The 26,184-nt window shown below is 58.6% G+C and carries 26 protein-coding genes and 1 other RNA gene; 9 read left to right on the top strand and 18 right to left on the bottom strand.

All coding sequences use genetic code 11. The features are described 5' to 3' along the window. The first annotated feature begins 2 nt into the window (after positions 1-2). A complete protein-coding gene (locus MNODULE_RS01845) occupies positions 3-923 on the top strand; it encodes a Kelch repeat-containing protein (protein WP_168057788.1) in 921 nt (306 codons plus the stop codon). Here the strand turns inward: MNODULE_RS01845 and MNODULE_RS01850 are convergent. Further along, positions 920-2,326, bottom strand: coding sequence for a complex I 51 kDa subunit family protein (locus tag MNODULE_RS01850; protein WP_168057789.1), 1,407 nt, complete (start codon positions 2,324-2,326; stop codon positions 920-922). The two genes, MNODULE_RS01845 and MNODULE_RS01850, sit on opposite strands and share 4 nt — an antisense overlap. A gap of 302 nt (positions 2,327-2,628) precedes the next feature. Between MNODULE_RS01850 and MNODULE_RS01855 the strand changes: the two genes are divergently transcribed. Beyond that, complete coding sequence (locus MNODULE_RS01855) at positions 2,629-3,399, top strand: carbonic anhydrase (RefSeq protein ID WP_168057790.1); 771 nt, start codon at positions 2,629-2,631, stop codon at positions 3,397-3,399. Positions 3,400-3,559: 160 nt separating this feature from the next. On the opposite strand, the gene MNODULE_RS01860 is transcribed toward MNODULE_RS01855, so the two are convergent. The 5 genes from MNODULE_RS01860 to MNODULE_RS01880 form a co-directional block, all read right to left on the bottom strand. Next, a complete protein-coding gene (locus tag MNODULE_RS01860) occupies positions 3,560-4,180 on the bottom strand; it encodes a precorrin-8X methylmutase (protein ID WP_168057791.1) in 621 nt (206 codons plus the stop codon). Between the two features lie 53 nt (positions 4,181-4,233). Further along, positions 4,234-4,560, bottom strand: coding sequence for a cupin domain-containing protein (locus MNODULE_RS01865; RefSeq protein WP_168057792.1), 327 nt, complete (start codon positions 4,558-4,560; stop codon positions 4,234-4,236). 62 nt (positions 4,561-4,622) lie between these two features. Next, positions 4,623-5,429, bottom strand: coding sequence for a hypothetical protein (locus MNODULE_RS01870; protein WP_168057793.1), 807 nt, complete (start codon positions 5,427-5,429; stop codon positions 4,623-4,625). 39 nt (positions 5,430-5,468) lie between these two features. Then, complete coding sequence (locus MNODULE_RS01875; protein WP_168057794.1) at positions 5,469-5,939, bottom strand: nuclear transport factor 2 family protein; 471 nt, start codon at positions 5,937-5,939, stop codon at positions 5,469-5,471. Further along, entirely contained in the window at positions 5,940-7,535 is a 1,596-nt protein-coding gene (locus MNODULE_RS01880; RefSeq protein WP_168057795.1) for a glycerol-3-phosphate dehydrogenase/oxidase, read from the bottom strand. Between the two features lie 120 nt (positions 7,536-7,655). Between MNODULE_RS01880 and MNODULE_RS01885 the strand changes: the two genes are divergently transcribed. The 4 genes from MNODULE_RS01885 to MNODULE_RS01900 all read left to right on the top strand — a co-directional run bounded on the left by MNODULE_RS01885 (position 7,656) and on the right by MNODULE_RS01900 (position 11,171). Then, positions 7,656-7,979 (top strand): rhodanese-like domain-containing protein, encoded by a 324-nt coding sequence (locus tag MNODULE_RS01885; protein ID WP_168057796.1) that lies wholly within the window; start codon positions 7,656-7,658, stop codon positions 7,977-7,979. Between the two features lie 124 nt (positions 7,980-8,103). Next, a complete protein-coding gene (locus tag MNODULE_RS01890) occupies positions 8,104-8,481 on the top strand; it encodes a hypothetical protein (RefSeq protein ID WP_168057797.1) in 378 nt (125 codons plus the stop codon). Positions 8,482-8,617: 136 nt separating this feature from the next. Continuing rightward, positions 8,618-10,570 (top strand): acetate--CoA ligase, encoded by a 1,953-nt coding sequence (gene acs / locus MNODULE_RS01895; protein ID WP_168057798.1) that lies wholly within the window; start codon positions 8,618-8,620, stop codon positions 10,568-10,570. A 118-nt stretch (positions 10,571-10,688) separates the two neighbouring features. Next, entirely contained in the window at positions 10,689-11,171 is a 483-nt protein-coding gene (locus tag MNODULE_RS01900) for a Slp family lipoprotein (RefSeq protein WP_168057799.1), read from the top strand. 18 nt (positions 11,172-11,189) lie between these two features. Here MNODULE_RS01900 and MNODULE_RS01905 read toward each other — a convergent pair whose 3' ends face one another. The 6 genes from MNODULE_RS01905 to MNODULE_RS01930 all read right to left on the bottom strand — a co-directional run bounded on the left by MNODULE_RS01905 (position 11,190) and on the right by MNODULE_RS01930 (position 16,497). Continuing rightward, entirely contained in the window at positions 11,190-11,624 is a 435-nt protein-coding gene (locus tag MNODULE_RS01905; RefSeq protein ID WP_168057800.1) for an archease, read from the bottom strand. Positions 11,625-11,631: 7 nt separating this feature from the next. Beyond that, complete coding sequence (locus tag MNODULE_RS25190) at positions 11,632-12,561, bottom strand: GTP-binding protein (protein WP_168057801.1); 930 nt, start codon at positions 12,559-12,561, stop codon at positions 11,632-11,634. 2 nt (positions 12,562-12,563) lie between these two features. After that, complete coding sequence (locus MNODULE_RS01915; protein WP_168057802.1) at positions 12,564-14,021, bottom strand: RtcB family protein; 1,458 nt, start codon at positions 14,019-14,021, stop codon at positions 12,564-12,566. Between the two features lie 124 nt (positions 14,022-14,145). Next, positions 14,146-14,574 carry an archease gene (locus MNODULE_RS01920; RefSeq protein ID WP_168057803.1) on the bottom strand — a complete coding sequence of 143 codons (429 nt, stop codon included), beginning with the start codon at positions 14,572-14,574 and terminating at the stop codon, positions 14,146-14,148. A gap of 38 nt (positions 14,575-14,612) precedes the next feature. Then, positions 14,613-15,137: a class I SAM-dependent methyltransferase gene (locus MNODULE_RS01925; protein WP_168057804.1), complete on the bottom strand. Its 525-nt coding sequence runs from the start codon at positions 15,135-15,137 to the stop codon at positions 14,613-14,615. Positions 15,138-15,171: 34 nt separating this feature from the next. After that, positions 15,172-16,497, bottom strand: coding sequence for a ChaN family lipoprotein (locus tag MNODULE_RS01930; RefSeq protein WP_168057805.1), 1,326 nt, complete (start codon positions 16,495-16,497; stop codon positions 15,172-15,174). 131 nt (positions 16,498-16,628) lie between these two features. On the opposite strand from MNODULE_RS01930, the gene MNODULE_RS01935 reads away from it, so the two are divergent. Next, positions 16,629-16,973 (top strand): cupin domain-containing protein, encoded by a 345-nt coding sequence (locus MNODULE_RS01935; RefSeq protein ID WP_168057806.1) that lies wholly within the window; start codon positions 16,629-16,631, stop codon positions 16,971-16,973. 1 nt (position 16,974) lies between these two features. Further along, a complete protein-coding gene (locus MNODULE_RS01940) occupies positions 16,975-17,514 on the top strand; it encodes a methylated-DNA--[protein]-cysteine S-methyltransferase (RefSeq protein WP_168057807.1) in 540 nt (179 codons plus the stop codon). Here MNODULE_RS01940 and ssrA read toward each other — a convergent pair. After that, positions 17,493-17,839: a transfer-messenger RNA gene (gene ssrA, locus MNODULE_RS01945) on the bottom strand. The two genes, MNODULE_RS01940 and ssrA, sit on opposite strands and share 22 nt — an antisense overlap. A 208-nt stretch (positions 17,840-18,047) precedes the next feature. Beyond that, positions 18,048-18,527: an SsrA-binding protein SmpB gene (gene smpB, locus MNODULE_RS01950; RefSeq protein WP_168057808.1), complete on the bottom strand. Its 480-nt coding sequence runs from the start codon at positions 18,525-18,527 to the stop codon at positions 18,048-18,050. Between the two features lie 79 nt (positions 18,528-18,606). Here smpB and MNODULE_RS01955 point away from each other — a divergent pair, with 79 nt between their 5' ends. Then, positions 18,607-19,122 carry a DciA family protein gene (locus tag MNODULE_RS01955; RefSeq protein ID WP_168057809.1) on the top strand — a complete coding sequence of 172 codons (516 nt, stop codon included), beginning with the start codon at positions 18,607-18,609 and terminating at the stop codon, positions 19,120-19,122. Here MNODULE_RS01955 and MNODULE_RS25195 read toward each other — a convergent pair. From MNODULE_RS25195 to dnaN, 4 genes are all read right to left on the bottom strand, one after another. Next, positions 19,076-19,966, bottom strand: coding sequence for a tetratricopeptide repeat protein (locus tag MNODULE_RS25195; protein ID WP_168057810.1), 891 nt, complete (start codon positions 19,964-19,966; stop codon positions 19,076-19,078). The genes MNODULE_RS01955 and MNODULE_RS25195 overlap by 47 nt on opposite strands. Further along, positions 19,963-22,431 carry a DNA gyrase subunit A gene (gene gyrA / locus MNODULE_RS01965; protein WP_168057811.1) on the bottom strand — a complete coding sequence of 823 codons (2,469 nt, stop codon included), beginning with the start codon at positions 22,429-22,431 and terminating at the stop codon, positions 19,963-19,965. Before gyrA ends, MNODULE_RS25195 begins: the two co-directional genes overlap by 4 nt. 152 nt (positions 22,432-22,583) lie before the next feature. Next, positions 22,584-25,001, bottom strand: a complete 2,418-nt coding sequence (gene gyrB / locus MNODULE_RS01970; protein WP_168057812.1) for a DNA topoisomerase (ATP-hydrolyzing) subunit B — start codon at positions 24,999-25,001, stop codon at positions 22,584-22,586. 56 nt (positions 25,002-25,057) lie between these two features. Further along, positions 25,058-26,182, bottom strand: coding sequence for a DNA polymerase III subunit beta (gene dnaN, locus MNODULE_RS01975; protein ID WP_168057813.1), 1,125 nt, complete (start codon positions 26,180-26,182; stop codon positions 25,058-25,060). Between the last annotated feature and the right edge of the window lie 2 nt (positions 26,183-26,184).

The following is a 26,184-nucleotide window of genomic DNA, read 5'->3' on the forward strand; positions in this document are numbered from 1 at the left end:
TCATGGCGACTTCCTCCTCCTGGCTCACCTTGGCACCGATGAACACCATCCGCTCCCACTGCGGCGCCGCGGCGATGGGTGGAAAGCTCTATGTCTTCGGCGGCGGGGGGCCGGAGTTCAAGAGCCTTCAGACGGTCGAGATCTACGATCCCAAAACGGACCGGTGGACCTTCGGGCCGGAGATGCCGACGCTCCGTTCGGGGGTGGTCGCGGTAAATTTGAATGAACAAGCCTACGTCATGGGGGGGGGATTTCGGCGTCCGGACGGCACCTTCAACTTCCTCACTGTCGTCGAGGTCTTCAATCCGAAAACCGGCGCCTGGTCGAAAGGGCCCGGCCTGCTGCAGCGGCACGACGCGCCGGCGGCGACCACCTTCAACGATACGATCTATCTTTTCGGCGGGCACCATCCGGAGGCGACCGGCGGCCCGATGACCGATCCGGCGTTTGCATTCTCCGAGCGGCTCGATCGGAAAGAAGGGTTGTGGTGGGAGATTGCTCCGATGCCGACCCCCCGCTTTTCGCTGGCGACGGTGCCGTTCTCGGAAAAGATTCTGGCGATCGGCGGGGCCGGGTTTCGGGAGGGGGTCTTTCACAATTACGATCTGATCGAGCAGTACGATCCGGCCGAAAACCGTTGGTCGTCCGACCCGCGATTTCACCTACCGTGGCGCGCGGCGGGGGTCGGGAGCTGTCTCGTTGATGAGAAGATTTATCTCTTCGGGGGGCACAGCGGCGATCGAGTCCAGGACCGGGCGGCGGTGCTTAATCCTAAGACAAGAAAATGGATCGAACTGCCGCTGATGCCCGACGCCCGGGTGGCGATGGCGACCGTTTTTTTGGAGGGGAGAATCTATCTGATCGGGGGACGGGGACCGGACGGAAGAACACCGACGAACCGGGTCACCGCCTTCACCCCCTAGAGCGCCGGCTCGATGATGTACCGCCCCTCCGCGAAGCTCCGATCGAAATAGTTCTCATCGAACGTAAAGGTGTGGGTCGCTTCGTCGAAATCTTTGATCTTCGGCAGGGGGAGATGTCGATCCTTCAGGCAGCCATACTCCAGGTGCTCGACGACATCATCCGGGAAATTGTAGAAGATGCTGCTGATGTCGATCCCCGTTTCGGTCACCAGATAGCAACGACCGGAGCCTTTGGTGTGAAGGCAGTCTTCCAAAATGGCGAAGACATCCTGCTCCGTCCCTTTTCCCTCCTCGATCAGCCCCAGCCGGTGAGCGATCCGGCCCGTTCCGGTTTTGCAGGAGGCGCACTGCCCGCACGATTCGATCGCCAGGAAACGGGCGAAGTTCAGGCCGGCTTTCAGGATGCAGGCGGTGTCGTCGTAGACGATGAAGCCGCCGGAGCCGATACCGGAAGGGATCTTCCGCATCGATGCGAAATCGAGCGGGGTATCGAGTTTGTCGGCCGGGATCACGGCGTTGGTGGGACCGGAGAAGACCGCCCGGATATGGCGATCGAGCTTGGCGCCGCCGCCGTAGACCTCGATTAGAGTTCGCAGCGAAGTCCCCATCGGCAGCTCATACATCCCAGGGCGATTGACATCGCCGGTGAGGGTGAAGATCATCGTACCGGCGGTGTCGGCCGTTCCGATCGACTTGAACCAATCGGCTCCCCGCAGAATAATATAAGGAACGGTCGAGAGGGTTTCGACATTGTTGACGACGGTCGGTTGACCGAAGAGACCGTACTCCACCGGAATCATCCCTTTGGCGCGCGGCCAGGCCGGTTTTCCTTCAAGCACTTCCAACTGCGCGCGGTCTTCTCCGAGAAGATACGAGTCGGGACCGAAGCCGAGCTCAAGGGGGAGGTTCCGCCCCGTCCCCATGACGTTGTCGCCGATGTAGCCGGCGTCGGCGCATTCCTTCAACGCCCGCTGGAGAATGGCGATCTCTTTTTTAAAAATCTCTTTGATACAGATAATCGCCTTGTAGGTGCCGATGGCATACGACGCGATCATCATTCCTTCGATCAGCGAGTATGGATTCTTTTGAATGAGGTAGCGATCTTTGTAGGTGCCCGGCTCTCCTTCCGAGCCGTTGCAGACGAGGTATTTCGTGGGGATCATGCCGAGGATGTCGGCTTGTTTCTTGTAAACCCCTTCCCATTTGATCCCGGTCGGGAAACCGGCGCCGCCGCGACCGCGAAGGCTCGACCGCTTGATCTCGTCGATCACCTGCATCTGCGTCATCCCCAGCGCCTTTTTAAGGGCCTGGAAGCCGCCGCGGGCGAGATAATCGTCGAGCGTTTTGAGCGGCTCTTCATGTTGAAGAAGGATCTTCTGCTCCATCGTTTTCTGATCGGACATGATTCAATTCCCCCAACGAGTTCACCGAATTATAGCCAAACGAAATCGGAAAGGCAACCGGTTTGTGAGCGCGGAAGAAGATCCGATCGGCAGACCAGACGCCCGGCGACAGGAGCTGTTTTTTCTGTTCCTTTTTGACATTTCTATTGACGGAAATGATTTCTGCTTGACATGGAGAGGGAGATTCTGATACCAAAATCGATACCCCTGTCCACGGAGAGGGGAGCGGCAAGCACTCTTCCGCTGCCGAACCGTTGTTACCCCTGATTCATCCAATCACCGCCATCGAAAGGGAGGTCAGAATGAACAGAACAGCCCAGGCACTCGCCACATGGACCTTTGCTTTATCGCTCTTTGCCCCGATCACCCACGCGATTGCCGCAGGAGGTCACGGGCCCCACTGGGATTATGACGGGAAAGAGGGGCCGGAGCACTGGGGAGAGCTCGATCCGAAATTTCAGACGTGTAAATCGGGAAAGAACCAATCCCCCATCGATATCACCTCCGGCAAGCCGGAGAAGCTCGGTCCGATTGAATTCAAATATCATCCCTTCCCCCTGACCATTGTCAACAACGGCCACACCATCCAGGTGAACGCGCCGAAGGGGAGCTCCATCACCGTGGGGGGAAAGAAATACGATTTGCTTCAATTCCACTTCCACAGCCCGAGCGAGCACAAAAAGAGCGGTAAAGCCGGCGACATGGAGGTCCACCTCGTTCACAAGAACGACGCGGGAGAGCTGGCGGTCGTCGGGGTCTTTATGAACGCCGGAAAGGAGCATCCCCTCGTCAAAACGCTCTGGGAGCATCTCCCCGCCGAGGCCGGCAAAGAAAAGACGGTCGGTCAAGTCGTCATCAACCCGTTTGACTTCCTCCCCGCCAAGAAGACCTTCTCGAACTATCCCGGCTCGTTGACCACCCCCCCCTGCTCCGAAGGGGTCAACTGGATGGTCATGAACGACTCGATTGAAGTCTCGAAGGCCCAGGTGGAAAAATTCACCGCGATCTTCCCGATGACGGCCAGACCGGTTCAGCCGCTGCACGAAAGATCGATCAAAGTCGCCGCCGAATAATCCACTCCTTCGGCCGCTGCAAACCAAGAGAAAAATGCGGAGGGCGAACCGGATGGTTCGCCCTCCGTTGTTTCTCGAACCGGCCTGTCAACAATGCGCCTGGATTTTATCCGACAATCTGCAACAAGAAAAGCGTGGGTCTCTGTGGACGGAAACCGACCTACGAATGTGTGGCAAGAAGGGAGAGGGCATTGATGATCGCCGCTGCCACGGCGCTTCCCCCTTTTCTCCCCCGACAGGTGATGAAGGGGGTGGAGATGGAGAGAAGCTCCTCTTTCGCCTCGGCGGCCCCGATAAAGCCGACCGGGACCCCGATAATCAGCGACGGCTTCGCTTTTCCTTCTTTTACGAGGCGGATCAGATGCAGAAGCGCGGCGGGGGCGTTTCCAATCGCGTAGATCGATCCATCGCTCGTTTCGGCCGCCTTCTCCATTGCGACGGCGGTGCGGGGGAGGTTGACCTCTTTTGACTTTAAAATCACATCATCGTCGGAGATAAAGCACCAAACGGTCCCGCCATATTTTCTTAAGCGGTCTTTGGCGATCCCGACATCGACCGTCGGGGTATCGGCGACGATATCGGCGCCGAAACGGACCGCCGCCACCCCCGCTTCGACCGCGGCGGGGTGGAAGACCATCTCTCGGGCAAAATCAAAATCGGCGGTGGCATGGATGACCTGCCGGACCACCGACCACTGGCCGGGATGGAAGGAATGCGCCCCGGCCTCTTGATCAATTATTTTTAAGCCAGCCTCTTCAACCGCCTGCGGATCTTGCATCATGGTGTGCTCTCCACTTTGGTTTGAACTCAGCTTTTGCTCCCAACTTATTACTTCTAATGATGATGCGGCTTCGGAGCCATCAAAACCAACACCACCAGCCGCTGGGAAGAGCGGTTGGTGACACCATGATCGACGCCGGCCGGTGCGAGGACGGCCGAGTGGGCTTTCACCGTCTGCTCCTCCGCCCCGACGCGGAACGACCCTTCCCCCTCCAATACATAGTAGACTTTGTCCTCTCCTTCGTGGGCATGCGGCTTCTGCGCCTGCCCCGGCTCAAAGCAGTAAAGATCGCAGAAGAGGTTCTTCGTGTCAAAGAGGTTGATCTTCTTCATCTTCTCCGGGGAGAAGCTCTTCATCTTTTCAATCGTCGTGACCTGCATTCACTCCCTCCGCTCCGTCGAATTTTGTTCTTATCTTTTTCCAGCTCCCCGGCATCCTCTTTTTAGAGAAATCCCACATCGACGAGAAGGAAAAAACGGGAGAAGATCTCGCCGATAATCACCATCATCATCGCGATGTAAAGAAGACCGGTCGCCGACATCGTAGCGCGCTCTTTCACGGTTTGCAAGATCATCGGGGCAATAATCATCGGGCCGCCGATGCCGATCAGCAAACGAATCCAGAGGTAGAGCCCTTCAAACGTATTCAAGAGAAGCGCGTTCCGAAGCCGCTCCGACTCGGAGGTCAGCAGCAGATTCAAGAGGGCCAGCCCCCCTTCCACAAAGACAAGCCACATGAAGAGCTTCGCCAGATTCCGAAGGGGAACGATCGAAAGCGACGGGCGCGTCAAATAGCTGTGCCCCAACAACATCGCCAAAACTCCCGCCCCCAGGAGAAGACTGGAGATCAGAAAATAGAGAGAAAGGGAGAGGGCGCGAATCGGCCCCGCCGACGGGGGGAGGTAGTAGACAACGCTCGCCAGAATCGCGACCACCCCCGCGCCGGTCGCCCCCCAGAGAAGGGGCCGGCTGTGGTGCGGATGGCGAAACCAGAGACGAAGATTATAGATGAAAAGAAGGAGGGCAAAGAGAGAATAACCGAAGAGAATCGCGCCGCTCCATCCGAGCCCCGCGGAAAAGGGGATCGGAAAGAGAAAAAGTCCCAGAAGAAGGGTGAGAAAAAAGACCAGCCCGTTGGTCCTGAAGAACCCCAGGCCGACCGTCTCCAAGGAGGGAAGCGAGAGGAGAAAGGCTCCCCCCACGGCCAACTGTCCGAAGACTAAAAATGCGATTTCCTGAATTCTTCCCATGATTCCATAAAGCGCGAAGGCGGCCTATGCGGCGGGTTTTTAAGAAGTCTCTTCGGGCGGGTTCTCTTCATCGATCATCGGCAACTCTTCTTCCCCCTCTTCCTCCTCGTGTTCTTCCTCCAGAGAGAGAAGGGGAGAGCCATGATGATGAATCAACAGCCAGCGCCCGTCGCGCCGCTCGAAGAGATTGGTGGAGAGGACCCGCCCCTCGACCCATCTTCCCTGATCCTGCGTGGAGATCATCTCAAGACAGACGACCCAGGCCCAATCCGATCTGATGACAATGTCGATCAGGTTGACGGAAAATTTAATCTGATAGGTATGGTTGAAGATCAGCACCCAGCTGTCGCGAACTTCCGCCCAGCCGCTGCGCACCTCCCACCCCGGATGAATGCATTTGACGTAATCTTCCTTGATCCAGAGGGCGTCCATCTCCTGGATATCGAGTTTTTCAAAGGCCTGGTAGAAGGTCTCATTCGCTTTTCGGACCGCCTCGATGTCGCTCTCCACTCACTCCACCTCCCGCTGGTAGTCGTCGATCTCGCTTTGTATTTGCTCCCGGTTCCAACCGAGTGTTTGTCCCATCTGTTCCGCGATCTGAATGATCATGTTCGAATCCCGCTTGTAGGGGCCGAGCGCCAGTGCCGTCCGCCGCCGCATGAAATCGGAGAGGCGCTTCGCCATCTCCACCCGGACCGCATAGACCGCCTCCGCCAGGAAGGGATATCCGAGCGGGGTGAGCGGTTTGAGCAATCCTTTCTCTTGTTTTCCCAAAGCGAGGACCGCATGGAACTTCGTTCCATAGGCCCCGATCAAATACCGGATTCCCTCGTCGCTGAGCCGATAGTGCTCCCGCGCTGCCGGCGCCTCCTCTTTCAGATATTCGGCCAGGGAAGGCATCTCCCCGCCATAAAGTGAAGGGTCGCTCGGAGGCCGGGGATGCGCCTTCAGATCGGCCGCCTTCTTTACGACGGCATTGACGGCCCTTTCGGCGGTCGATCGAAAGAGGGTGAATTTTCCGCCGGCCAGGATCATCATCCCTCCCGGCGTCCATTCGATCCTTCCTTCCCGGGAAACATCGGAGGCGCTCCCACCCGGATTATAAATCAACGGCCGGACCCCCGCGTACCGCCCGATGATCTCTTCCGGCCCCAGCCGCTCCTTGGGAAAGAGCCGCGCCGTCTCCCGAAGGAGCCAGGCGACCTCCTCCTCTTCAACCCGAATGTGATCGAGGTCTCCGGCAAAATCAGTGTCGGTGGTGCCGATGAGACTTTTTCCTTTCCAAGGAATGACGAAAAAGATCCGCCGGTCCTTCTCGCTCGATACCACGACGGCGTGACTTCGCGTCAGGCTCGGGAAAACCAGGTGGATCCCCTTGGTCTGCCGAATCCGGCGGGGTGCTTCCCCCTCCATCCGGCAAATCGCGTCGACCCAGGGACCGGCCGCGTTCACGACGATGCGGGCATAAATATCGTAATTCGCGCCGGTCAGGACCTCCTGCACCCGAACGCCGCAGACGCGCTCTTTCTCCCGGATGAGACCGGTGACGGCGACATAATTGAAAATCGACGCCCCCCACTCCCGCGCGGAGAGCAGGACGGTCAGGCAGAGCCGGGCGTCGTCCATCCGGCAGTCGTAAAAACGGGCGGCGCCGACCAGCCCTTCCGACTGCAGGCCGGGCTCCTCCGCCAGCGCTTCCGCTGGAGTGAACATCCGGTGCGGTCCGATTCTCTTCGATCCGGCGAGGAGGTCGTACAGGATCATCCCGGCCCGGATCTTCCACTTTCCCCTCGCGTCGCCGCGATAAACGGGGAAGAGAAAGGGGAGGGGCCGGACAAGGTGCGGGGCAAGCCGGGAGAGAACAGAGCGTTCATGCACCGCCTCGTGAACGAGGCGAAGCGCTCCCTGTTCAAGATACCGGATGCCGCCATGGATCAGGTGAGAAGTTCGGCTGGAGGTTCCCCCCGCGAAGTCACCCTTTTCGAAGAGAGCGACCGACAACCCGCGCAAGGCCGCCTCCCGGGCCACCCCTGCTCCCTGGATACCGCCTCCGATAACAACCAGATCAACGGGGGCCGTCTGTAGCCGGTCCAAACCCGATGCCATCGCCTATTTATATCCTACTTTCCGTGAGAGGTCAAATTGCGGTTGACGATCAAAACAAAGTGAGTTTATGATGAAGATTCCAAAGGAACCGTTGTCATTCCGAAAGAAAAGGAGCCGGTCGTGACCTATCAGATTTCACCCCAGGAACTCAAAAAAAAGAAGGACCAGGGAGAGCCGTTTCTCTTGTTGGACGTGCGGGAACAGGTCGAGTTTGACTTCGCGCGGATTCCCGATTCGGTGTTGATCCCGCTCAGCCAGCTTCCGTCGCGAATCGGCGAGCTCGACCCCGAGCAGGAGATCGTCACCGTCTGCCACCATGGCGTCCGCAGCCTCACCGCGCTCGGAATTTTGGTTAAAAACGGCTTCACGAATGTGAAGAATTTGACCGGCGGGATCGACGCTTACTCCGTGACGGCCGACCCGAGTATTCCGCGGTACCGCTAGGGCTCCATTTCATTCAACTCCAACCGGGCCTCCTCTGCCACCAACCCCACCCTCTTGACAGATAAATCTCCTTTTCTCGATGATGAAATGAAGGATGCATTCATTCATCCTGCAAGGAGGTCTCATGACACAGAAGACAAAAACCAAAAAGACGGCGGCCCCAAAAAAGGCGACCGCAACACAGACACGGAAAAAAACCGAGGGGAAGCCGGAGGAGATGATTCGCCTTTTAAAAGAGGTCGATGATCATCTCTCTTCCCTCGGCGAACTATACAACGAATACAAAAAAGCGTTCGAACAGGTGACGCACAAATTGGATCAGTGGGAAGAGCGGTTCGGCCGATTCAACACCCTCGCCTCCCGGCTGGCGGAGCTGGAATCGGAAATCCACGATCTGACGCGCGGCTATTTAGAGCGGATCGAGGCGCTGGAGAGAAGGCAGGCAAATATCGAAGCACTGGAAAGGAGACTCGCGCGAATGACAGAGCAAGAGGCGGCTTAGCCCCCCCTTATCCGCTGAAATCTTTCTTCCCCGCATTTTGTTCATTGACATTTTCTTCGTTCTTTCATTACAATTCGGCATCTGGTACGGTTCGTTTTCGTGAATATCCATCAATGATTTACGCGGGGAGGAAGGGATGGCCCGAGAGAAAGAGATCACCTCCGTTTTAAACGAGCGTCGTCTTTTTAAGCCGAAGAAAGAATTCAGCAAAGCAGCCCATCTTTCGAGCTTGGAGGCTTACAAACGCCTCTATCGGAAGGCCGAGAAAGATCCGGAAGCTTTCTGGGCGGGTCTGGCCAAGGAGCTCTCCTGGTTCAAGCCGTGGAAAAAGGTCTTGGAGTGGAAGCCCCCCTTCGCAAAATGGTTTGTCGGCGGCAAGATCAATATCGCCTACAATTGCCTCGACCGTCACCTGGAGGGCTGGCGGAAAAACAAGGCGGCGATCATCTGGGAAGGGGAGCCGGGCGACTCGCGCGTCCTGACCTACCAAGATCTCCATCGGGAGGTTTCCAAGTTCGCCAATGTCCTGAAAGGACAAGGGGTCGTCAAAGGAGATCGCGTGGCGATCTACATGCCGATGATCCCGGAGCTGGCGATCGCCATGCTCGCCTGCGCCCGGATCGGCGCCACCCATTCGATTATTTTCGGCGGCTTTTCGGCCACCGCCTTGCGGGACCGGATCAACGATGCCGAAGCCCGGTTGGTCGTGACGGCCGACGGCGGCTACCGAAAAGGGGAAGTCGTCACCCTGAAAGAAAAGGTCGACGAGGCGCTGAAGGAAACCCCGGGGGTCCAACGGGTCGTTGTCGTCCGGCGGACCAACACCCCGGTCGAGATGCAGGCCGATCGTGATTTTTGGTGGCATGATTTGATGAAGACCGCATCCGATCAATGCAGCGCCGAGGCGCTCGACTCGGAGCATCCCCTCTTCATTCTCTACACCAGCGGGACGACCGGCAAGCCGAAGGGGATCGTCCATACCACGGCCGGTTATCTTTTGGGGACGACGGTCACCGCCCGCTGGATATTCGATCTGAAAGAGACCGACACTTACTGGTGCACCGCCGATATCGGCTGGGTCACCGGCCATTCGTATGTGATTTACGGCATTCTCTCCAACGGCGTCACGACCGTGATGTACGAGGGGGCGCCGACCTACCCACAGCCCGACCGGATCTGGGAGATCATCGATAAATACAAAGTCAATATTCTCTACACCGCGCCGACCGCCATCCGCGCCCTGATCAAAATGGGGGAGGAATGGCCGAAGCGGCACGACCTCTCAAGCCTCCGGCTCCTCGGGACGGTCGGGGAGCCGATCAATCCGGAGGCCTGGATGTGGTATCACCAGGTGATCGGCAAGGGGCGATCTCCCATCGTCGATACCTGGTGGCAAACCGAAACCGGCGCCATCATGATCACCCCGCTTCCCGGGGCGATCCCGACGAAACCCGGCTCCGCCACCCTCCCCTTCCCCGGAATCGCCGCGGACGTCGTCAATCGGGAGGGAGAGTCGGTTCCGGCCAACGTCGGGGGCTACCTTGTGATCAAGCGCCCCTGGCCGTCGATGCTTCGAACCGTTTGGAAAGATCCGGAGCGCTACAAAAAGCAGTACTGGTCCGATATCCCGGGGGTCTACTTTACCGGCGACGGCGCGCGGCGCGACAAAGACGGCTACTTCTGGGTGATGGGACGGGTCGACGATGTGATCAACGTCGCCGGACATCGCTTGGGGACGATGGAGATCGAATCGGCGTTGGTTTCCCATTCCACCGTCGCGGAGGCGGCGGTCGTCGGCCGGCCCGACGAGCTGAAGGGGACGGCGATCTCCGCCTTCGTCACCCTGGAGCTCGGAAACGCCCCGAGCGACCCGCTCAAAGAGGCGCTGCGCGCCCATGTGGTGAAGGAGATCGGCGCGATCGCCCGGCCGGACGACATCCGGTTTACCGAGAACCTTCCCAAGACCCGGAGCGGCAAAATCATGCGGCGGCTCCTCCGGGATATCGCCGCGGGACGGGAAACCATCGGCGATACGACCACCCTGGAAGACTATACGGTCCTGGCCAAGCTGCGGCAGGAGGAGGAATAAAGAGGGGCCTCCTGATCCCCCGGGAAATACGGAAGAAAATACGGAAATCACGCGACATTAATTTCTTGACTTTTATACCAACCTTGGTAAAATCTCCGATACCTTTATGGACTATCCCATGAAACAGAAGTGGCCGATCTTTTTGGCCCTCCTCCTCTTGATGTCGACCTCGGCCTGCAACGCCGTCCTCTCCGAGCAGGTTCGGTCGACGGCCAACGAGGAAACCCTCTTCGAAGAGATTTTTGAAGATCCGAAGCAACACGTCGGGAAGATTATTATCCTCGGCGGGGAGGTTCTTCGTCTTCAATATAAAGGGCAGCAAACGGAGGTGGAGTTCGCAGAGATTCCCCTCTACCGGACCGGCAAGCCTGCTTTGGGATTCGATCCGGGAGAGCACTTTTTCGTGATCTTCCCGTACCGGGTCGATGAGACCCTTCTTAAAAAGGGAAAGGTCATCACGGTTGCAGGCCGGGTCATCGGGACCCACAACGTCCGCGGCTTCGACTACCCCCTCTTCGCATACGAAGAAGCCTACGTCTGGGACAAGCTCCGGCAAGATCGTTTCCCTTCGTACGGCGCTTTCCTCGGACAATCGTCCTAACCCTCACTTTTATCCTCATCAGATATCGAGAACGACCGTCGCCTTCCATCCGCTCGCATCGGAGGCCACTTCGAACTTGTGCATCGTGACCGCTTTGACATCGACCCGGGGTTGATGCCGGGAGACGTCGATCGGCTCCCCCCGACCAGTTCCGATCAAATGATATTTCCCATCCGCTTTCTGACGAATCGAAAGGTCAAACGATTTAAAGAGGAGCAGATCGACATCCTTCCAGTAGATCAACTCCTGAAGGAAATTAAAAAGAAGCATGTCGATTGCTTTGTTCGTCAGATCAAACGTGCGGGATTCCTTCTTTCGAATCGTCCGAAGATCATGCAATTGAGCGGCGGTCACCGCCTGACCCGCCGAGGAGAAAAGCGCCTCCAGCGTCTTGCCGCGCGCCTCAAAGGCGATGTCGGCCACGGTCAACCCCTCAATGAAACGATACGGCATCTGATTCTCAGGATCGGTCTGATGAATGATCAGGGGGAATTGCGCAAGCGGCGATCTGCGCTTCGATCACCGGTTGAAGGGAGAGAACCTTTTCTCCAATGAAGATGATGCCGAGCGCATTCTCCTCCGGAAAAGAGATCAGCTCCGATCGGCCCGCGACGAAGTTAAAAAGAAAGACCCCCTCGGGAAATCGGACAAATCCTTTCGCGCGATAAATCTGCGGCGGAAATTGACCCATCCTCTTCTCGAAGCAATCCCGCTCAAGGGTTTGATCCGTGCGGAGTTGAAAGGACTCCATGGACGGATGATGCCCCTCCTTCTCTCTCTCGTGCACCTCTTTCCGGTTGTCTCTCCGGAGCGGCTTTCCAAAGATGAGGGCCGGATCGATCTCACAGCGTGTCGTCTCCAAAATGAGAGCGGCGGGGTTGATCGCCCGGATCATCTCGCGGGCCTTGCGGCGCTGTTCGTCGGTGACCAGATCAATCTTGTTGAGAAGGAGAAGATCGGCCATCTCGATCTGAATCCGGCCGGTATGGCCGATGGAAGGAAATCGGACCGTCGCATCGGCATCAACCACGGTGACGACGGCATCGATCGGGTAATCGGGGAGGTTTTCTTGGATATCGCCGATCAGGGCATCGGGCTCCGCCAATCCGGTCGTCTCGACGATAATCTCATCCGGCCCGACCGTCTCGACGATCTCTTTCACCGCCGCCTCGAAATCGCCCAGCAGGGAACAGCAGACGCATCCCCCTTCCAGCTCGGCAATCTTGATATTTTTCCCGGCCACCACGCGGGCATCGACCGCCAGCGCGCCGAACTCGTTCATTATAATCGCAAGGCGCTGGTCCGACAGCGCGACCAACCGTCGCAGCAGTGTCGTTTTGCCGCTCCCGAGATAACCGGTAAGGATGACGATGGGTGTTTTAGTCGCCACAGCTACCCTTTGACATTTCCGATCGGGGCGAACTTCACCACCCGTCTTGAGATTCCGGCACGCTCGCACGCGTCGACCACTTCGTCGATATCTTTGTAGGTCGGTCCGGCTTCTTCGGCCAGACCGGCGAAGGAAGCGGAACGGACATAGATTCCCCGGGCGCGAAGCTCCTTCTGCAGCCGGTCGCCGCGGAACTGCTTGCGCGCCTGCGTCCGGCTCATCGTTCGGCCGGAGCCGTGGGCGGTGCTTCCGAAGGTCTCCTTCATCGCCCCCTCGGTTCCGACCAAAAGATAACTGCCGGTCTCCATGCTCCCGCCGATGATCACCGGCTGGCCGTACGGTTGATACCGCTCCGGCAGCGCCTCGTGTCCCGGGCCGAAGGCGCGGGTCGCCCCTTTCCGATGAACCAGAAGCTCGCGCGATTTCCCGTCGATCGGGTGGCGCTCCAGCTTGGCGGTATTGTGGGCCACATCATAGATCATCCGCATCCCGAGCGCTTCGGCGCTTTTCCCGAAGATCCGCGCGAAACACTCCCGAATCCGATGGAGAATCGTCTGCCGGTTGGCGAACGACATGTTGAGGCCGCACTTCATCGCCGAGAAATAATCCCGTCCCTCCGGAGAGCGGAACGGCGCGCAGGCAAGCTCCCGGTCGAGGATCTTGATTCCATACTTCGCCGCCATCACCTCCAGGAAAACCTGAAGATAATCGGTCGCCACCTGGTGGCCGAAGCCGCGCGAGCCGCAGTGGAACATCACCACCACCTGATTCGGGAAGAGCCCCATCGCCTCGGCCATCTTCCGATCGAATATGTTCCCTTCCCGGACCACCTGGACCTCCAGGTAGTGGTTCCCGGAGCCGAGCGTTCCGATCTGGCTCAGGCCGCGGTCGATCGCCTTCTGGCTGACCTTCTCCGGATTCGCCCCCGCGATGCACCCGCTCTCCTCGGTGAGCGCGAGATCCTCCGGCCACGCATAACCGTTCTTGAGACACCACTGAGACCCTTCGGCAATGACCTCTTTAAACTCGTTCGGCGCCAGCTTCACGAACCCCTTGCTTCCGACCCCCGCCGGAACGCGGGTGTAGAGAAGATCGACCAGCTCCGTCAACTTCGGCGCCACCTCCGCCTCGGTCAAATCGGTCCGGACCAGGCGCATCCCGCAATTGATGTCGAACCCGATCCCCCCCGGGCTGATCACCCCCTTCTCGGCATCCATCGCCGCGACCCCGCCGATCGGAAAGCCGTAGCCGGAGTGGCCGTCGGGCATGCAGTAGGCGGCGCGGAGAAGGCCGGGGAGGGTCGCCACATTGGTGATCTGCTCGATCACCGCGTCATCCATCTCCCGAATCAGCTTCTCCGTTCCGATGATCCGGGCCGGCACCCGCATCCCTTCTTTATAGGAGGGATCGATCTCCCAGATCGTCTCGCTGAGCTGTTTGACTTTATCTCCGAAAACCATCGCTTTGCTCCCGTCCTAACGGCATCCGCTCTTTAAAAAACTTCTCTTTATATTTTAGTCAAAGGAGACGATGAATTGAAGGGGATCGATGCGGTCGATCGTTGAGCCGTCCAAAGGAGAGGCCTCAACGGTCGAATAGGATATTCACCTGCCAGGCCTCGCCCCGGCGGACGATCTGAAAGGGATTCGATCGGATCGCCGCCACCTCGTTCCGGACCGGGTGGCGGGTCGGATCGATCAGCTCTCCCATGGCGACCCCTTGTATCCGATGCCGGGGGCCGCGTTCGATTTTCACCTCGAAGAAGCTGAAGTAAAGATTCTCCCGATCTCTGAGCTGAATCAATTCCGAGAGCCAATGGAAGAGAAGCCGGTCGATGCTGTCGGCCGAGAGGAGCAGTTCTTTCCCGATCTCGGGGCGGACCTCCTCGGTATCGACCATCGTCTCAAAGAGTCCCTTCGCCGTCGCCCGGAAGAGCCCTTCGAGCGAGTCGCCCCGCGCCGCCAGCGACATCTCTCCGGTGGCGATCTCCTCCGATACTTGAAACTCTTCCAAAGAGATGCCTCGCTTCTACCGACGCCGAGCGGATGCCGTTAACCCGGCCGTTCGGCGATCAGTTGGACCATCCAGCGATCCCCTTTGAATCCCTCGAAATAGAAGAGAATCCGAAAATCGAGAAAGAGCCGGAGCAGCTCATTGTGCCCCCAGCAAAACTCCTTCCGCCCCGGCTTTCCGAACCGCTCGTGCTGATCGATCAAGAAAGTCTCATAGACGAGATGCCCCCCCGGGCGAACGGCCCGCTTCATCGCGGGAAGGAGGTTCCGGTCGAGATAGTAGAAGCAGCCCACCAGGGTGTATCCCTCGCCGGGAATCGGGGCCGGCTGCTCCAGATCGACGGCGCGCGCGGTGAACGAGAGGCCGCGACGGGTCGCTTCGGCGTTGCAGAAGGCCACCGCCTCCGGGTCGCGATCGAGCCCCATGACCTCGAAGCCCTGCGAGGCGAGATAAAAGGCGTTTCGGCCGAAGCCGCACGCCACCTCCAATGCTTTCCCTTTTTGGAAGCGTGCAAGGTGTTCGGTCAACAACGCGGACGGTTCTTGGGAGTGATGTTTTTCCATCGATCGGTTCGATTTCGTCGGATCTGCGGAACAGTCAGGGGTGCCGGGACGATTTCATCTCGGCCTCGGTCTCGATCACCTTCCCGTCGCGGAGGAGCTTCATCTTGACGCGATCGCCGGGCGACTTCTGGCCGACGGCGTAGGTGAGGTCGAACGGCTCACGCATCTCTTCCCCGTCGAAGGAGACGACGATGTCGCCCTGTTGGATCCCGGCCGCCTCCGCGGTGGAGTTCGGGGAAACATCGGTAATGCGCACCCCGGATTGAAACGGCTCGATCATGACCCCCAATCGAACTTTTTTCGTTTCGACCTCTTTATAGCCGACCCCCCAGATGAAATCGGCCAGATGCAACGGGAAATCGGGGAGCTTGAGCTCCACCTGGAAGCGCTTCGCCTCCGGGACCTCTTGCGTGTTCGGGATGACGATCTGGTACGGCTCCGGCAGGCGCCGGAAAGCCCGCCGCGGGATGCCGAAGCCGTAGCCGACGTGGAAGCCCCCCGCAAAGACGACCATCTTCTTATCGGCCCCTTCGGGAGAGGTGAGATACCGGGCGATGCTCTCCGCCATCGTCTCATCCCAGAGGAGCATCGTGTCGTAGAAAGAGGAGAACCCCCCGCCGTCCTGCCGGCCCATCGGACCATGTCCTTTGAAAATCGCCTGCAACGCCTGGCGGTGATACCGATCGCTCCGATCGATCTCGGGAAGCGCTTTTTGCTCTTCGGAAGAGAGGGCATCGATCCCCTTCATTCCAACTTTGGCCTCCCACTCCTGGGGAGCGTTCAAGGCAACAAGCGGGATCTTGTTCTCTTTGATGAAGTTGAGCAGCTCCTGATAATAGCCCATCTCCATCCCCCAATTCTCAATCCAGAGCTTGCGGAAGTCTTTGTCGCTGAGGTTCCCCTCCAGCCACCGGTCGAGCTGGGGCTGGGCGGGCCGCCGGAACATCTCCATCCCGACCGCCACCTTTCCCGGAAATTTTTCGTTCAGCGCCTTTAGAATTTCCAGCTGCACCCGATGGTCTTCGAGGTTGTCGTGAACCTCCCCGACGTAAATGATCCGCGCCGGCGTCAGAAAATCGATCAGCCGCTCCTTCGAGACAGCGACGCCGGTGGGAACATGGACGATCTTTCCCTCCTCGATCTCGTCGAGGTGGATATAAGGAGACTCCGCGGCGAGAGACTCCTCCGCGGGGGGGGTTGTCGGGGCGTCGGCGACGGGGGTTGGAGCGGGTCGCGTCGAATGGGGGTTTGAAGCGTCCTTCGGTTGTTCCTGGGAACGGGTCGGCCCGGCGCAGCCGAGCGCGAGAAATAAGAAGACCGCCGTTAATGAGAAAAGATAAAAATGTCGGAAGGTTCGCATGGAATCATTCTACAGACATGGGGAGGGAAGTGTCAAACGGAGAAATGGCCCCTTGCGGAAAGGGGTGAACCCTTTTTGACACGAACCTACAAAATCATTATAGTATTCTATCGCCAACCCATGGGTCCATCGTGTCCGATCACCCTTCTTACCATGAAGCGCTTCCGAAAGGAATCGAGGTCCTCCGCTGGCCGCACAAGCACTCGCTGCCGGAGCCGGAGGTGATCGCCTTTTTCGAAAGCCGCAACCTCACCCCCAGCCGATGGTCGAACGGGCCGGGGGAGGTCTACTCCGTCCACACGCACAACTATCAAAAGACCCTCTTCTGCGTAAAGGGAAGCATTACTTTCTCGCTTCCCGATCTTAAAAAAGAGGTCGCGCTCCGCCCCGGCGACCGCCTGACCCTTCCCCCCGGCACCCGCCACGGAGCGATCGTCGGACCGGACGGGGTCACCTGTATTGAGGCGGGGGATTGAGATGAATCTTTATACCGATATCGATTCGCCGCTCGGGTCGATTTTGCTGGTCTCGGACGGCGCTGCACTGACCGGCTTCTATTTCATCGGCCAGAAGTATGCTCCGGACGCGGAGCCTTGGAAACGGGATCCGAAACTTCAGCTGTTTCGCAATGCCGAGGCCCAGATCGCCGCGTACACATCGGGAAGACTGCAAACGTTTGATCTGCCGATCCGGTTCAAAGGAACCCCCTTTCAACTCCAGGTCTGGCAGGCGATCGCGGCGATTCCGTTCGGCGCGACGCTCAGCTACTCGGCGCTGGCAGCGCGGATCGGCGCGCCGTCGAGCATGCGCGCCGTCGGCTCGGCGACGGGACGCAATCCGATTTCGCTGATCGTCCCCTGTCATCGGGTCGTCGGCCGCGACGGGGCCCTCACCGGATACGCCGGCGGCCTCGATCGGAAACGGGCATTGCTGAACTTCGAATCCAAAAACAAAAAAGGGGAGAAGATCCAATTGAATCTTCTCCCCTTGAAAACTGGTGGAGGCGGCGGGAATTGAACCCGCGTCCGAAGATATTCAGAAAAAGAACACTACATGCTTAGTCTCTAATTTGGAATTCGCGTCCAAGGTCGCCCAGAGACAGGCTCCCTCTTCCGCTAGCCTCGAAAGATCTCACCCAACTCCCCAAGGCGAAGAGTCAGGCCAGCCTGCTATCTGGCATCTTCCCCCCGCACAGGCGACGGAAAGTCGATGTCACTGCGTTTAGGCAGCGAGAGCTAATTGTTCATTAGCAATTATGTTTTTCCCATTTGTTTAACGAGCCCAATGGGACCTCGGCATGCGTTCCTTAACCTCTTTATCCCCGTCGAATCCGATCGCCCCCTGTCTATTTTTATGTGGGGCCCGTCCGGCGAACCCTAAAAAGAGGGTCCTCCGATGCCCCACACCCGTGGCTCGGACAGGCAAAGCCTGATCCTCGCCTTATTCTTTTTCCGGCTCGGAGATCTATAATCCCCTCACGCTCGCGGAGCCAGTCGCTCGCTTGATCCAGAGATTGTCTTTTCGCGGGCCTCACGCCCCTCACTCAATCTCTAAAACTTGTCTTGTCTCTTTCCCCGAACGGCCTTTTCGATCTCGCGCTGGGCCGACTTCTTTGATTCGGTCTCGCGCTTGTCGTACAGCTTCTTTCCGACCGCCAACCCGATCTCTACTTTGGCCCAACCCCGTTTAAAATAGATCTTCAGCGGCACCAGCGTGTATCCCTTCTGCTGGGCCTTCCCGAGGAGCCGTTCGATTTCTCGCCTTTGAAGGAGAAGCTTTCGCGTCCGCGTCGGGTCGTGGTTGGAAATGTTGCCGTGGCTGTAGGGACTGATGTGGCAATTATATAGCAAGACCTCTCCATTTTCAACCCGGGCGAAGCTGTCTTTCAGGTTGATCCGTCCCTCGCGAAGCGATTTGACCTCGGTCCCGGCGAGGACGATTCCCGCCTCCAGCGTCTCCTCGATAAAATAATCGTGGAAGGCCTTCCGGTTGCTGACCACCAATGAATCGTTCTCTTTTTCAACCGCCATGATCTATTCCGCTCGAACGGGCCCGCGGGCCGATCCTTTCACGTTGACTTCACCTGGGCGCTATTATAACATCGATCCCATGTCGAAGGGATTCTCTCCAACATCGATTTCGCCGATCCTCAAGGGAATCATCAAAGATTTCGGTCTGGAGAAGGGGATTTCCGGCGCATTGTTGCAGATCCGCTGGAGAGAGATCGTCGGCCCCCAGATCGCCTCCCATACCTATCCCGCCGAGATCCGCTTCGACACCCTTCATCTCACGGTCGACAGCGCCGTCTGGATGCATCAGCTCTCTTTCTTAAAGAAAGAGATCATCGAGAAATGCAACCGGCTCTTGGGGAAAGAGTCCATCCGGAAGATTCAGCTCCGGACCGGCCCGCTTCCGCCCCCCCTCGAATCGCCCGCGGAGACCCCGGTACCGGTAGGGGAATGCACGGCCGAAGAGGCCGCCTTCATCGAAAAGCAGATCGCATCGATCCCGGATACGGAGTTGAAGGAGTCGGTCCGCCGCGCGCTTCGGCGGCATCTTCTCCATCGGCAAGGCGAAATTAAGGAGTCGGCGCCGGGGAGCTCGCCGGATCAGGCGCAGCGCTGACCGGCTCCGCCGCGGCGGTTCCGGCATTTTTCGGCAGCCCCTTCTCGAGCCGCCGGATCTTCGCTTCGAGAAGCTCCTTGTTCGGATAGCGCCCTTCCAGCTGGCGATAAAGCTGAAGGGCCTCTTCGGCCCGGTTTCCCTCTTCCAAACAGTTCGCCGTCCGGAATTGCGCGAACGGGCTCATCTCGCTGTCGGAATAGTCGGCGATAAGACGCCGATAAAATCCGACCGCCTCTTTGCATCTCCCCTCGATAAAGTAGCTGCTTCCCTGGCGATAGAGCGCCGCCGGCGCCCAACGGCTTTTCGGATCGCGCTTGATCAGAAGATCCCATTCGGTCCGGGCCTGCTCGACATTTCCCTGCGCGAAATAGAGCTCGCCGATCTTGAACTGGCTCTCCAAAATCTGATCGGAGTCGTCGCTGAGCTCCATCACCTTCTCGTGCTCGGAGATCGCCTCACGGAGTTTGCCATATTTCTTTTCATAGACTTCGGCGAGGTAGCGGCGGGCGGAGAGGGCATGCGCATTTTTCGGGGTGGCGGCGGTGAGGCGGACCGTCTTCTGGAATGCATCGACCGCCTTCTGCGGATCGTTTAGATAGAGGTGATAGAGGACGCCGCTCCAGAAGACGGCCTCCGGAATGAATTTGCTTCGGGGGTATTCCTCCGAGATCTTTTCATATTCCCGGACCGCGCCGAGATAATCATCGGCCCGCCATTTCTGCTCGGCCGATTCAAGATACCGCTTGGGAACCCGCTCGGCGCTCGACCAGACGCTCCAGACGGTCAAAATGAGGGCGGCGAGAACGACCCCTCCCCAGGAGAGGGCTTTGGCCTTCCATCTCACGCGTCATCCCCGGCATCCGCCGATTCTTCGCGTTCTCCCTTCTCCGCCAGGCGGGCCACGCCGCAGACCCGCTCTTCCCCTTCGAGATCGATCAGGCGGACCCCCTGTGTGTTTCGGCCGATCACCCGGATGTCTCCCGCCCTAAGACGAAGAATCTTTCCGATCGTCGTGACGAGCATGACCTCTTCTTCGTCTTTCACCTGCAGGGCGGCGATGACGCAGCCGTTGCGGGGACTGGTCTGGATGGTGATGATGCCGTGGCCGCCGCGCCCCTGCGTCCGATACTCCGAGAGCTCCGTCCGCTTGCCGTAGCCCTTTTCCGTAATGGTCATGATGCTCGCCTGGGCGTTCGGAGCGAGGACCTCGGCGCTGATCACCTCGTCTCCTTCCTCGAGACGAATCCCCCAAACGCCGGTCGCCACCCGGCCGACGGCGCGCGCCTCCTCCTCGTGAAAGCGGATCGAGAGTCCATGTTTGGTCCCGAGCAGGATCTCGTGATTTCCGGAGGTCAGGCGGGCCGCCATGAGCCGATCCCCCTCCTCCAGATTGATCGCCCGGATTCCTCCGGCGCGGGGATTGCTGTAGGCGGAGAGGGCCGTCTTCTTGATCAATCCCTTTTGGGTCGCCATGACGACGAACTTCCCCTCCTGGAATTGATCGACCGAGAGGATCGCGGTGATCTGCTCCGTCTGCGCGATCTGCAACAGGTTGACGATCGCCTTTCCCTTCGTCGCGCGGCCCGCTTCGGGGATTTGGTGGACCTTCAGCCAGTAGACCCGGCCGGCGTCGGTGAAGAAGAGGAGGTAGTCATGCGTCGAGGCGGCGAAGAGATGTTCGACGAAGTCCTCTTCTTTCAGGCCGGCGCCGATTTTTCCCTTCCCGCCGCGCCGCTGGCTTCGGTAGACCGAGGAGGGGGTCCGCTTGATGTAACCGGTGTGGGTGACGGTGATGACCATCTCCTCCGGCGCGATCAGATCTTCGATGTGAATTTCGCCCGCCTCGGGGAGGATCTCGGTCCGCCGGTCGTCGGCATACTTCTCTCGAATCTCAGTCAGCTCATCCTGAATCGCTTTTCGGATGAGGGCGTCGCTCGCCAAGAGCGCTTTGAGCTGCTCGATCTTCTGGAGGACCTCCCGATATTCCGCGATGAGTTTGTCCCGCTCCAGCCCGGTCAGCCGCTGCAGCCGCATGTCGAGGATCGCTTGCGCCTGGAGCTCGGAGAGGCCGAACCGCCGCATCAGGCCGGTCTTCGCTTCGTCCGGAGAAGGGGAGCTGCGGATTAGGGCGATCACTTCATCCAGGTGGTCGAGGGCAATCTTGAGCCCTTCCAAAATGTGGGCGCGCGCCTCCGCCTCCCGCAATTCGAAACGGGTTCGGCGAATAATCACTTCCCGGCGGAAGTCGAGGAAGTACTGGAGCATCTGCTTGAGGTTCAATACCTGCGGCTGGTTGTTGACCAGCGACAACATGATGACGCCGAAAGAGGACTGCATCTGCGTGTGCTTGTAGAGCTGGTTGAGGATAATTGAAGCGATCTCGCCCCGCTTCAATTCGATGACGATCCGCATCCCGTCGCGGTCCGACTCGTCGCGCAGGTCGGAGATCCCTTCGATTTTTCGATCGCGGATCAGCTCGGCGATCTTCTCGATCAGCCGCGCCTTGTTGACCTGGTAGGGGAGCTCGGTGACGACGATCGTCTCTTTTTCCGTCTTCTCGCTCACCTCGATGACGGCGCGGGCGCGAAGCTGGATGGAGCCGCGGCCGGTCTGGTAGGCGTCTTGAATCCCCTTGGTTCCATAGATGAAGCCGGCGGTCGGAAAGTCGGGTCCTTTAATCGTCTGCATCAGCGTTTCGACCGTGAGGGCCGGATCGTTGAGGAGCTGGATCAGCCCGTCGATCAACTCGCCGAGATTGTGCGGCGGAATGTTGGTGGCCATTCCGACGGCAATGCCCGAAGAGCCGTTCATCAGAAGCTGGGGAATCCGGGTCGGGAGGACGGTCGGCTCCACGACCGACTCGTCGAAGTTCGGGACGAAGTCGACCGTTTCCATGTCGATGTCGGCGAGCATCTCCTCGGCGAGCTTGGTGAGACGCGCCTCGGTGTAGCGGTAGGCCGCCGGGGGGTCGCCGTCGATCGAGCCGAAATTCCCCTGGCCGTCGACCAGGAGGTAGCGCATGTTGAATTCTTGGGCCATCCGGACCATCGCGTCGTAGACCGCCGCATCGCCGTGAGGATGATATTTCTTGATCACCTCGCCGACGACACCGGCCGACTTCGAATAACGACGATTGGAGAGGAGCCCTTCGCGGAACATCGCGTAGAGGATCCGCCGGTGGACCGGCTTGAGACCGTCCCGGACGTCGGGAAGGGCGCGGCCGACGATCACGCTCATGGCGTAATTGATGTATGCCGACTTCATCTCGGTCTCGAGATTGACGGTGTTTCTCTGTTCGTCTACTGGCATTGCAACTCCTAAAAACTGGGGGCCGGAGGCCGGGGGTCAGGTGTTGGGGAAGAGCAAAAACGAAAACAGAAAAGTTTCGGTCAATTCGACCGTGAAAACCCCCTTACCTCTCGTTCACTATTTCCCTGATACCCGGCCCCCGACACCCGCATTTAAATATCGAGGTTCTTTACTTCGGACGCGTGCTGCTGGATGAAATTCCGGCGCGGTTCGACTTCATCGCCCATAAGAACCGAGAAAACCCGCTCCGCTTCGACCGTGTCTTCAAGCTGGACCTGCAGGAGGGTGCGGCTTTCCGGGTTCATCGTCGTCTCCCAGAGCTGGTCGGGGTTCATCTCCCCCAAACCCTTATAGCGCTGGATGGAGAGCCCTTTCTTCCCCCGCTCCAGGACATGCTGGATGATGCCCGCGGCGGTCGGATACTCCTTCTCCCCGTCGGAATCAGTCACCCGGTAGGGAGGCTTTCCAAGCCCCAAACGCAACGGGGAGAGATTCTTCAGCTCCCGGAACTCGGGCGATCCGATGAGCGCCTCGTCGATTTTGATCAAATGGGGGGCGCCGTTCTTCTGGATCTGGATCTCGACCCGGTGCGACACATGCTCTTCATCCTGACCGATCGAGGAGGTGATGACGTAGGTCGGATAATACTTGGTCCAGTATCCCTTGGCGGTTTCAAGCAGGGCGTCGAGGCGCTTGCGGTCCCGAAGAAGTTCCGGTTGGAGCTCCTCATGCTGCGTCAAAGCGCGGACAACCTCGGCGTCGATCTGCTTGCGCGCGAAGTGATCGATAATCGCTTCGTAAGAGGCAAGCTTCTTGAGCAGCCCCTTCACCTTCGCCCCGGAGGCCCACTCCTTCGATCCTTCTTGATAGATCTGGACCTCATCGCCCGCCATTCCGATCAAATATTCGCGGAGCGCCGCTTCGTCCTTCAGGTAACGCTCGGTCTTCCCCCGCTTCACCTTGAAAAGCGGCGGCTGAGCGATGTAGATGTAGCCCTTCTCGATCATCTGGGCCATCTGGCGATAGAAGAAGGTCAGGAGGAGGGTTCGGATGTGCGCCCCGTCGACGTCGGCGTCGGTCATGATGATGACCCGGTGATAACGGGCCTTGGCGATATCGAAATCGTCGATGCCGATGCCGGTCCCCAAAGCGGTGATCAGCAGCCGGATCTCCTCGGAGGAGATCATTTTGTCGAACCGCGCCCGTTCGACGTTGAGGATCTTTCCCTTCAATGGAAGGATCGCCTGGAAACGGCGATCGCGCCCCTGTTTGGCCGAGCCGCCCGCCGAGTCTCCCTCCACCAGATAGATCTCGCTGAGGGCCGGATCTTTCTGGGAGCAGTCGGCGAGTTTTCCCGGAAGGGAGCCGCCGTCGAGCGCGTTTTTTCTCCGGATCAGCTCTTTCGCTTTGCGCGCCGCCTCGCGGGCCCGCGCGGCGTTCAGCGCTTTGTCGATGATCTTTTTTGCGACAGGCGGGTTCTCTTCAAAGTATTCACCGAGCGCCTCGTTGACCGCCCCTTCGACGATCCCCTTCACCTCGGAGTTCCCGAGCTTCGTCTTCGTCTGTCCCTCGAACTGCGGGTTCGGCAGCTTCACCGAGATGACGGCGGTCAATCCCTCCCGGACATCATCGCCGCTGACGGTCTCTCCGTTCTTCAACTGATTGTTTGCCGAGCCGTAGCTGTTCACCGTTCGAGTCAACGCCGATTTGAAGCCGACCAGATGGGTTCCCCCCTCCTTCGTGTTGATGTTGTTAGCAAAAGAAAAGAGGTTTTCCGAATAGCTGTCGTTGTACTGGACCGCCAGCTCGAGCATGATCCCATTCTTCTCCTTCTCGACGAAGATTGGCTTATGCAGCGGGGTCTTGCTTTCGTTGAGCATCTCGACGAACGAGAGGATTCCCCCCTTGTAGCAGAACTCCTGTTTCTTCTCGGTCCGCTCGTCTTCCAGCGAGATCAGCAGTCCTTTGTTGAGAAAGGCGAGTTCTCGAAGGCGCGTCGTCAAAACATCATAGGAGTACTCTGTCTGCTCGAAGATCTGCCCGTCGGGCTTGAAGGTGATTTGCGTCCCGCGTTTTTTGGTCTTGCCGATGGTCTTCAAAGCGGCTTGGGGCTTTCCCCGCTCGTAGCGCTGCTGGAAGACCGAGCCGTTCTGCTTGATCTCCAGCTCCAGCCATTCCGAGAGTGCGTTCACGACCGAGACGCCGACGCCATGCAATCCGCCGGAGACCTTATAGGTCTCGTTGTCGAACTTGCTCCCCGCGTGCAGGACGGTGAGGGCCACTTCGGCGGCGGAGACCTTTTTGTCCGGATGGATGTTGGTCGGAATCCCGCGGCCGTTGTCGATCACGGTGACCGAATTGTCGATGTGGATGATCACTTCGATCTCGGTGCAGTAGCCGGCCATCGCCTCGTCGACCGAGTTGTCGACGACTTCATAGACCAGGTGGTGGAGGCCGTCGGGCCCGGTGCTTCCGATGTACATCGCCGGACGCTTCCGAACCGCTTCGAGGCCCTCGAGGATTTTGATCTTTCCCGCATCATATTGTGATTGCTTAATTTCTTCTGCCATACTCTCTTTCTATTCCTTACAAACCTGTTTTATCTGGATCCGTCCGGAGTGGACGATTACACGCGCATCGGCATCACCACCGCCAGAAATCCTTTTCCTTCCTCTTTGATCAGGCAAGGAGAGAGAGCATCTTTAAATTCCAGCGTCGCTTCTTCCCCTTCCAGCACCGACAACGCATCCAGGAGGTAGCGCGCATTGAAACCGGTGCTGAAGCCCTCCCCCGCGAAAGAGGCGGAGACCTCTTCATTCGCCTCTCCCATCTCCGGGTTGTTGGAGTTAAGCAGAATCCGGCCGCTCTCGAGCGTAAATTTCACCGCATTGGTCTTCTCCCGGGCGAGAAGGGAGACGCGGCGGAGACCCCCTTCGAGCTCCTCCCGATTGACCGAGACCCTTTTATCATTTCCGTTCGGGATGACCTGCCGATAATTCGGGTAGTTCCCTTCCATGAGACGGGAGGTCAGGATGAACGATCCGCGCCGAAAGACCAGCTGATTTTTCCCGATCGCCAGCTCCGGCGCCCCTTCGTCTCCCCCTTCATCGAGCGCCTTCTTGATCTCCAAGATCGCTTTTTTCGGGACGATAATGTTCTGCTCCGAGAGAGACCCGGCATCAGCGGTGATTGGAACCTCGGCCAGTGAGAGGCGATGTCCATCGGTGGCGACAAAGCGGATCAGCTTTTTCTTCCCGTCCGCCTCTTGTAGCTGAACCAAGACACCGTTGAGGATATACCGGGCGTCGTTCTCCCCGGAGGCATACAAGGTCCGCCGAATCAGATCGGATAAGGCGGCCGCATCGATCGGGAGCTTGCTCTCCGCGTCCGAGGAGGGTGGGGTCGGAAACTCCTCCGGGGGGAGTCCCACGATTCTGAAATGGCTCTTTCCCGATTGAATGACAACCCAGTTGTTCGCCTCGCCGGTAATTTCCACTTTTCCTTCCGGAAATTCTCGGATGATCTCATAGAGCTTTCGCGCCGAGAAAGTGAGGCGGCCCGGCTCCAGGATTTCCGCCGGGTAAGCTCCCTGGATGCCAATCTCCAGATCGGTCGCGAAGAGGGCGATCTTCTCCCGCTGCGCTTCCATGAGGATATGAGAGAGGATCGGCATCGTATTGCGTTTTTCGACCACCCCTTGCACGCGTTGGATCCCGGTGAGCAGCTCCTTCCGCTCGATCTTGATCTTCATTC

The organism is Candidatus Manganitrophus noduliformans (assembly GCF_012184425.1).
Lineage (GTDB): Bacteria > Nitrospirota > Nitrospiria > SBBL01 > Manganitrophaceae > Manganitrophus > Manganitrophus noduliformans.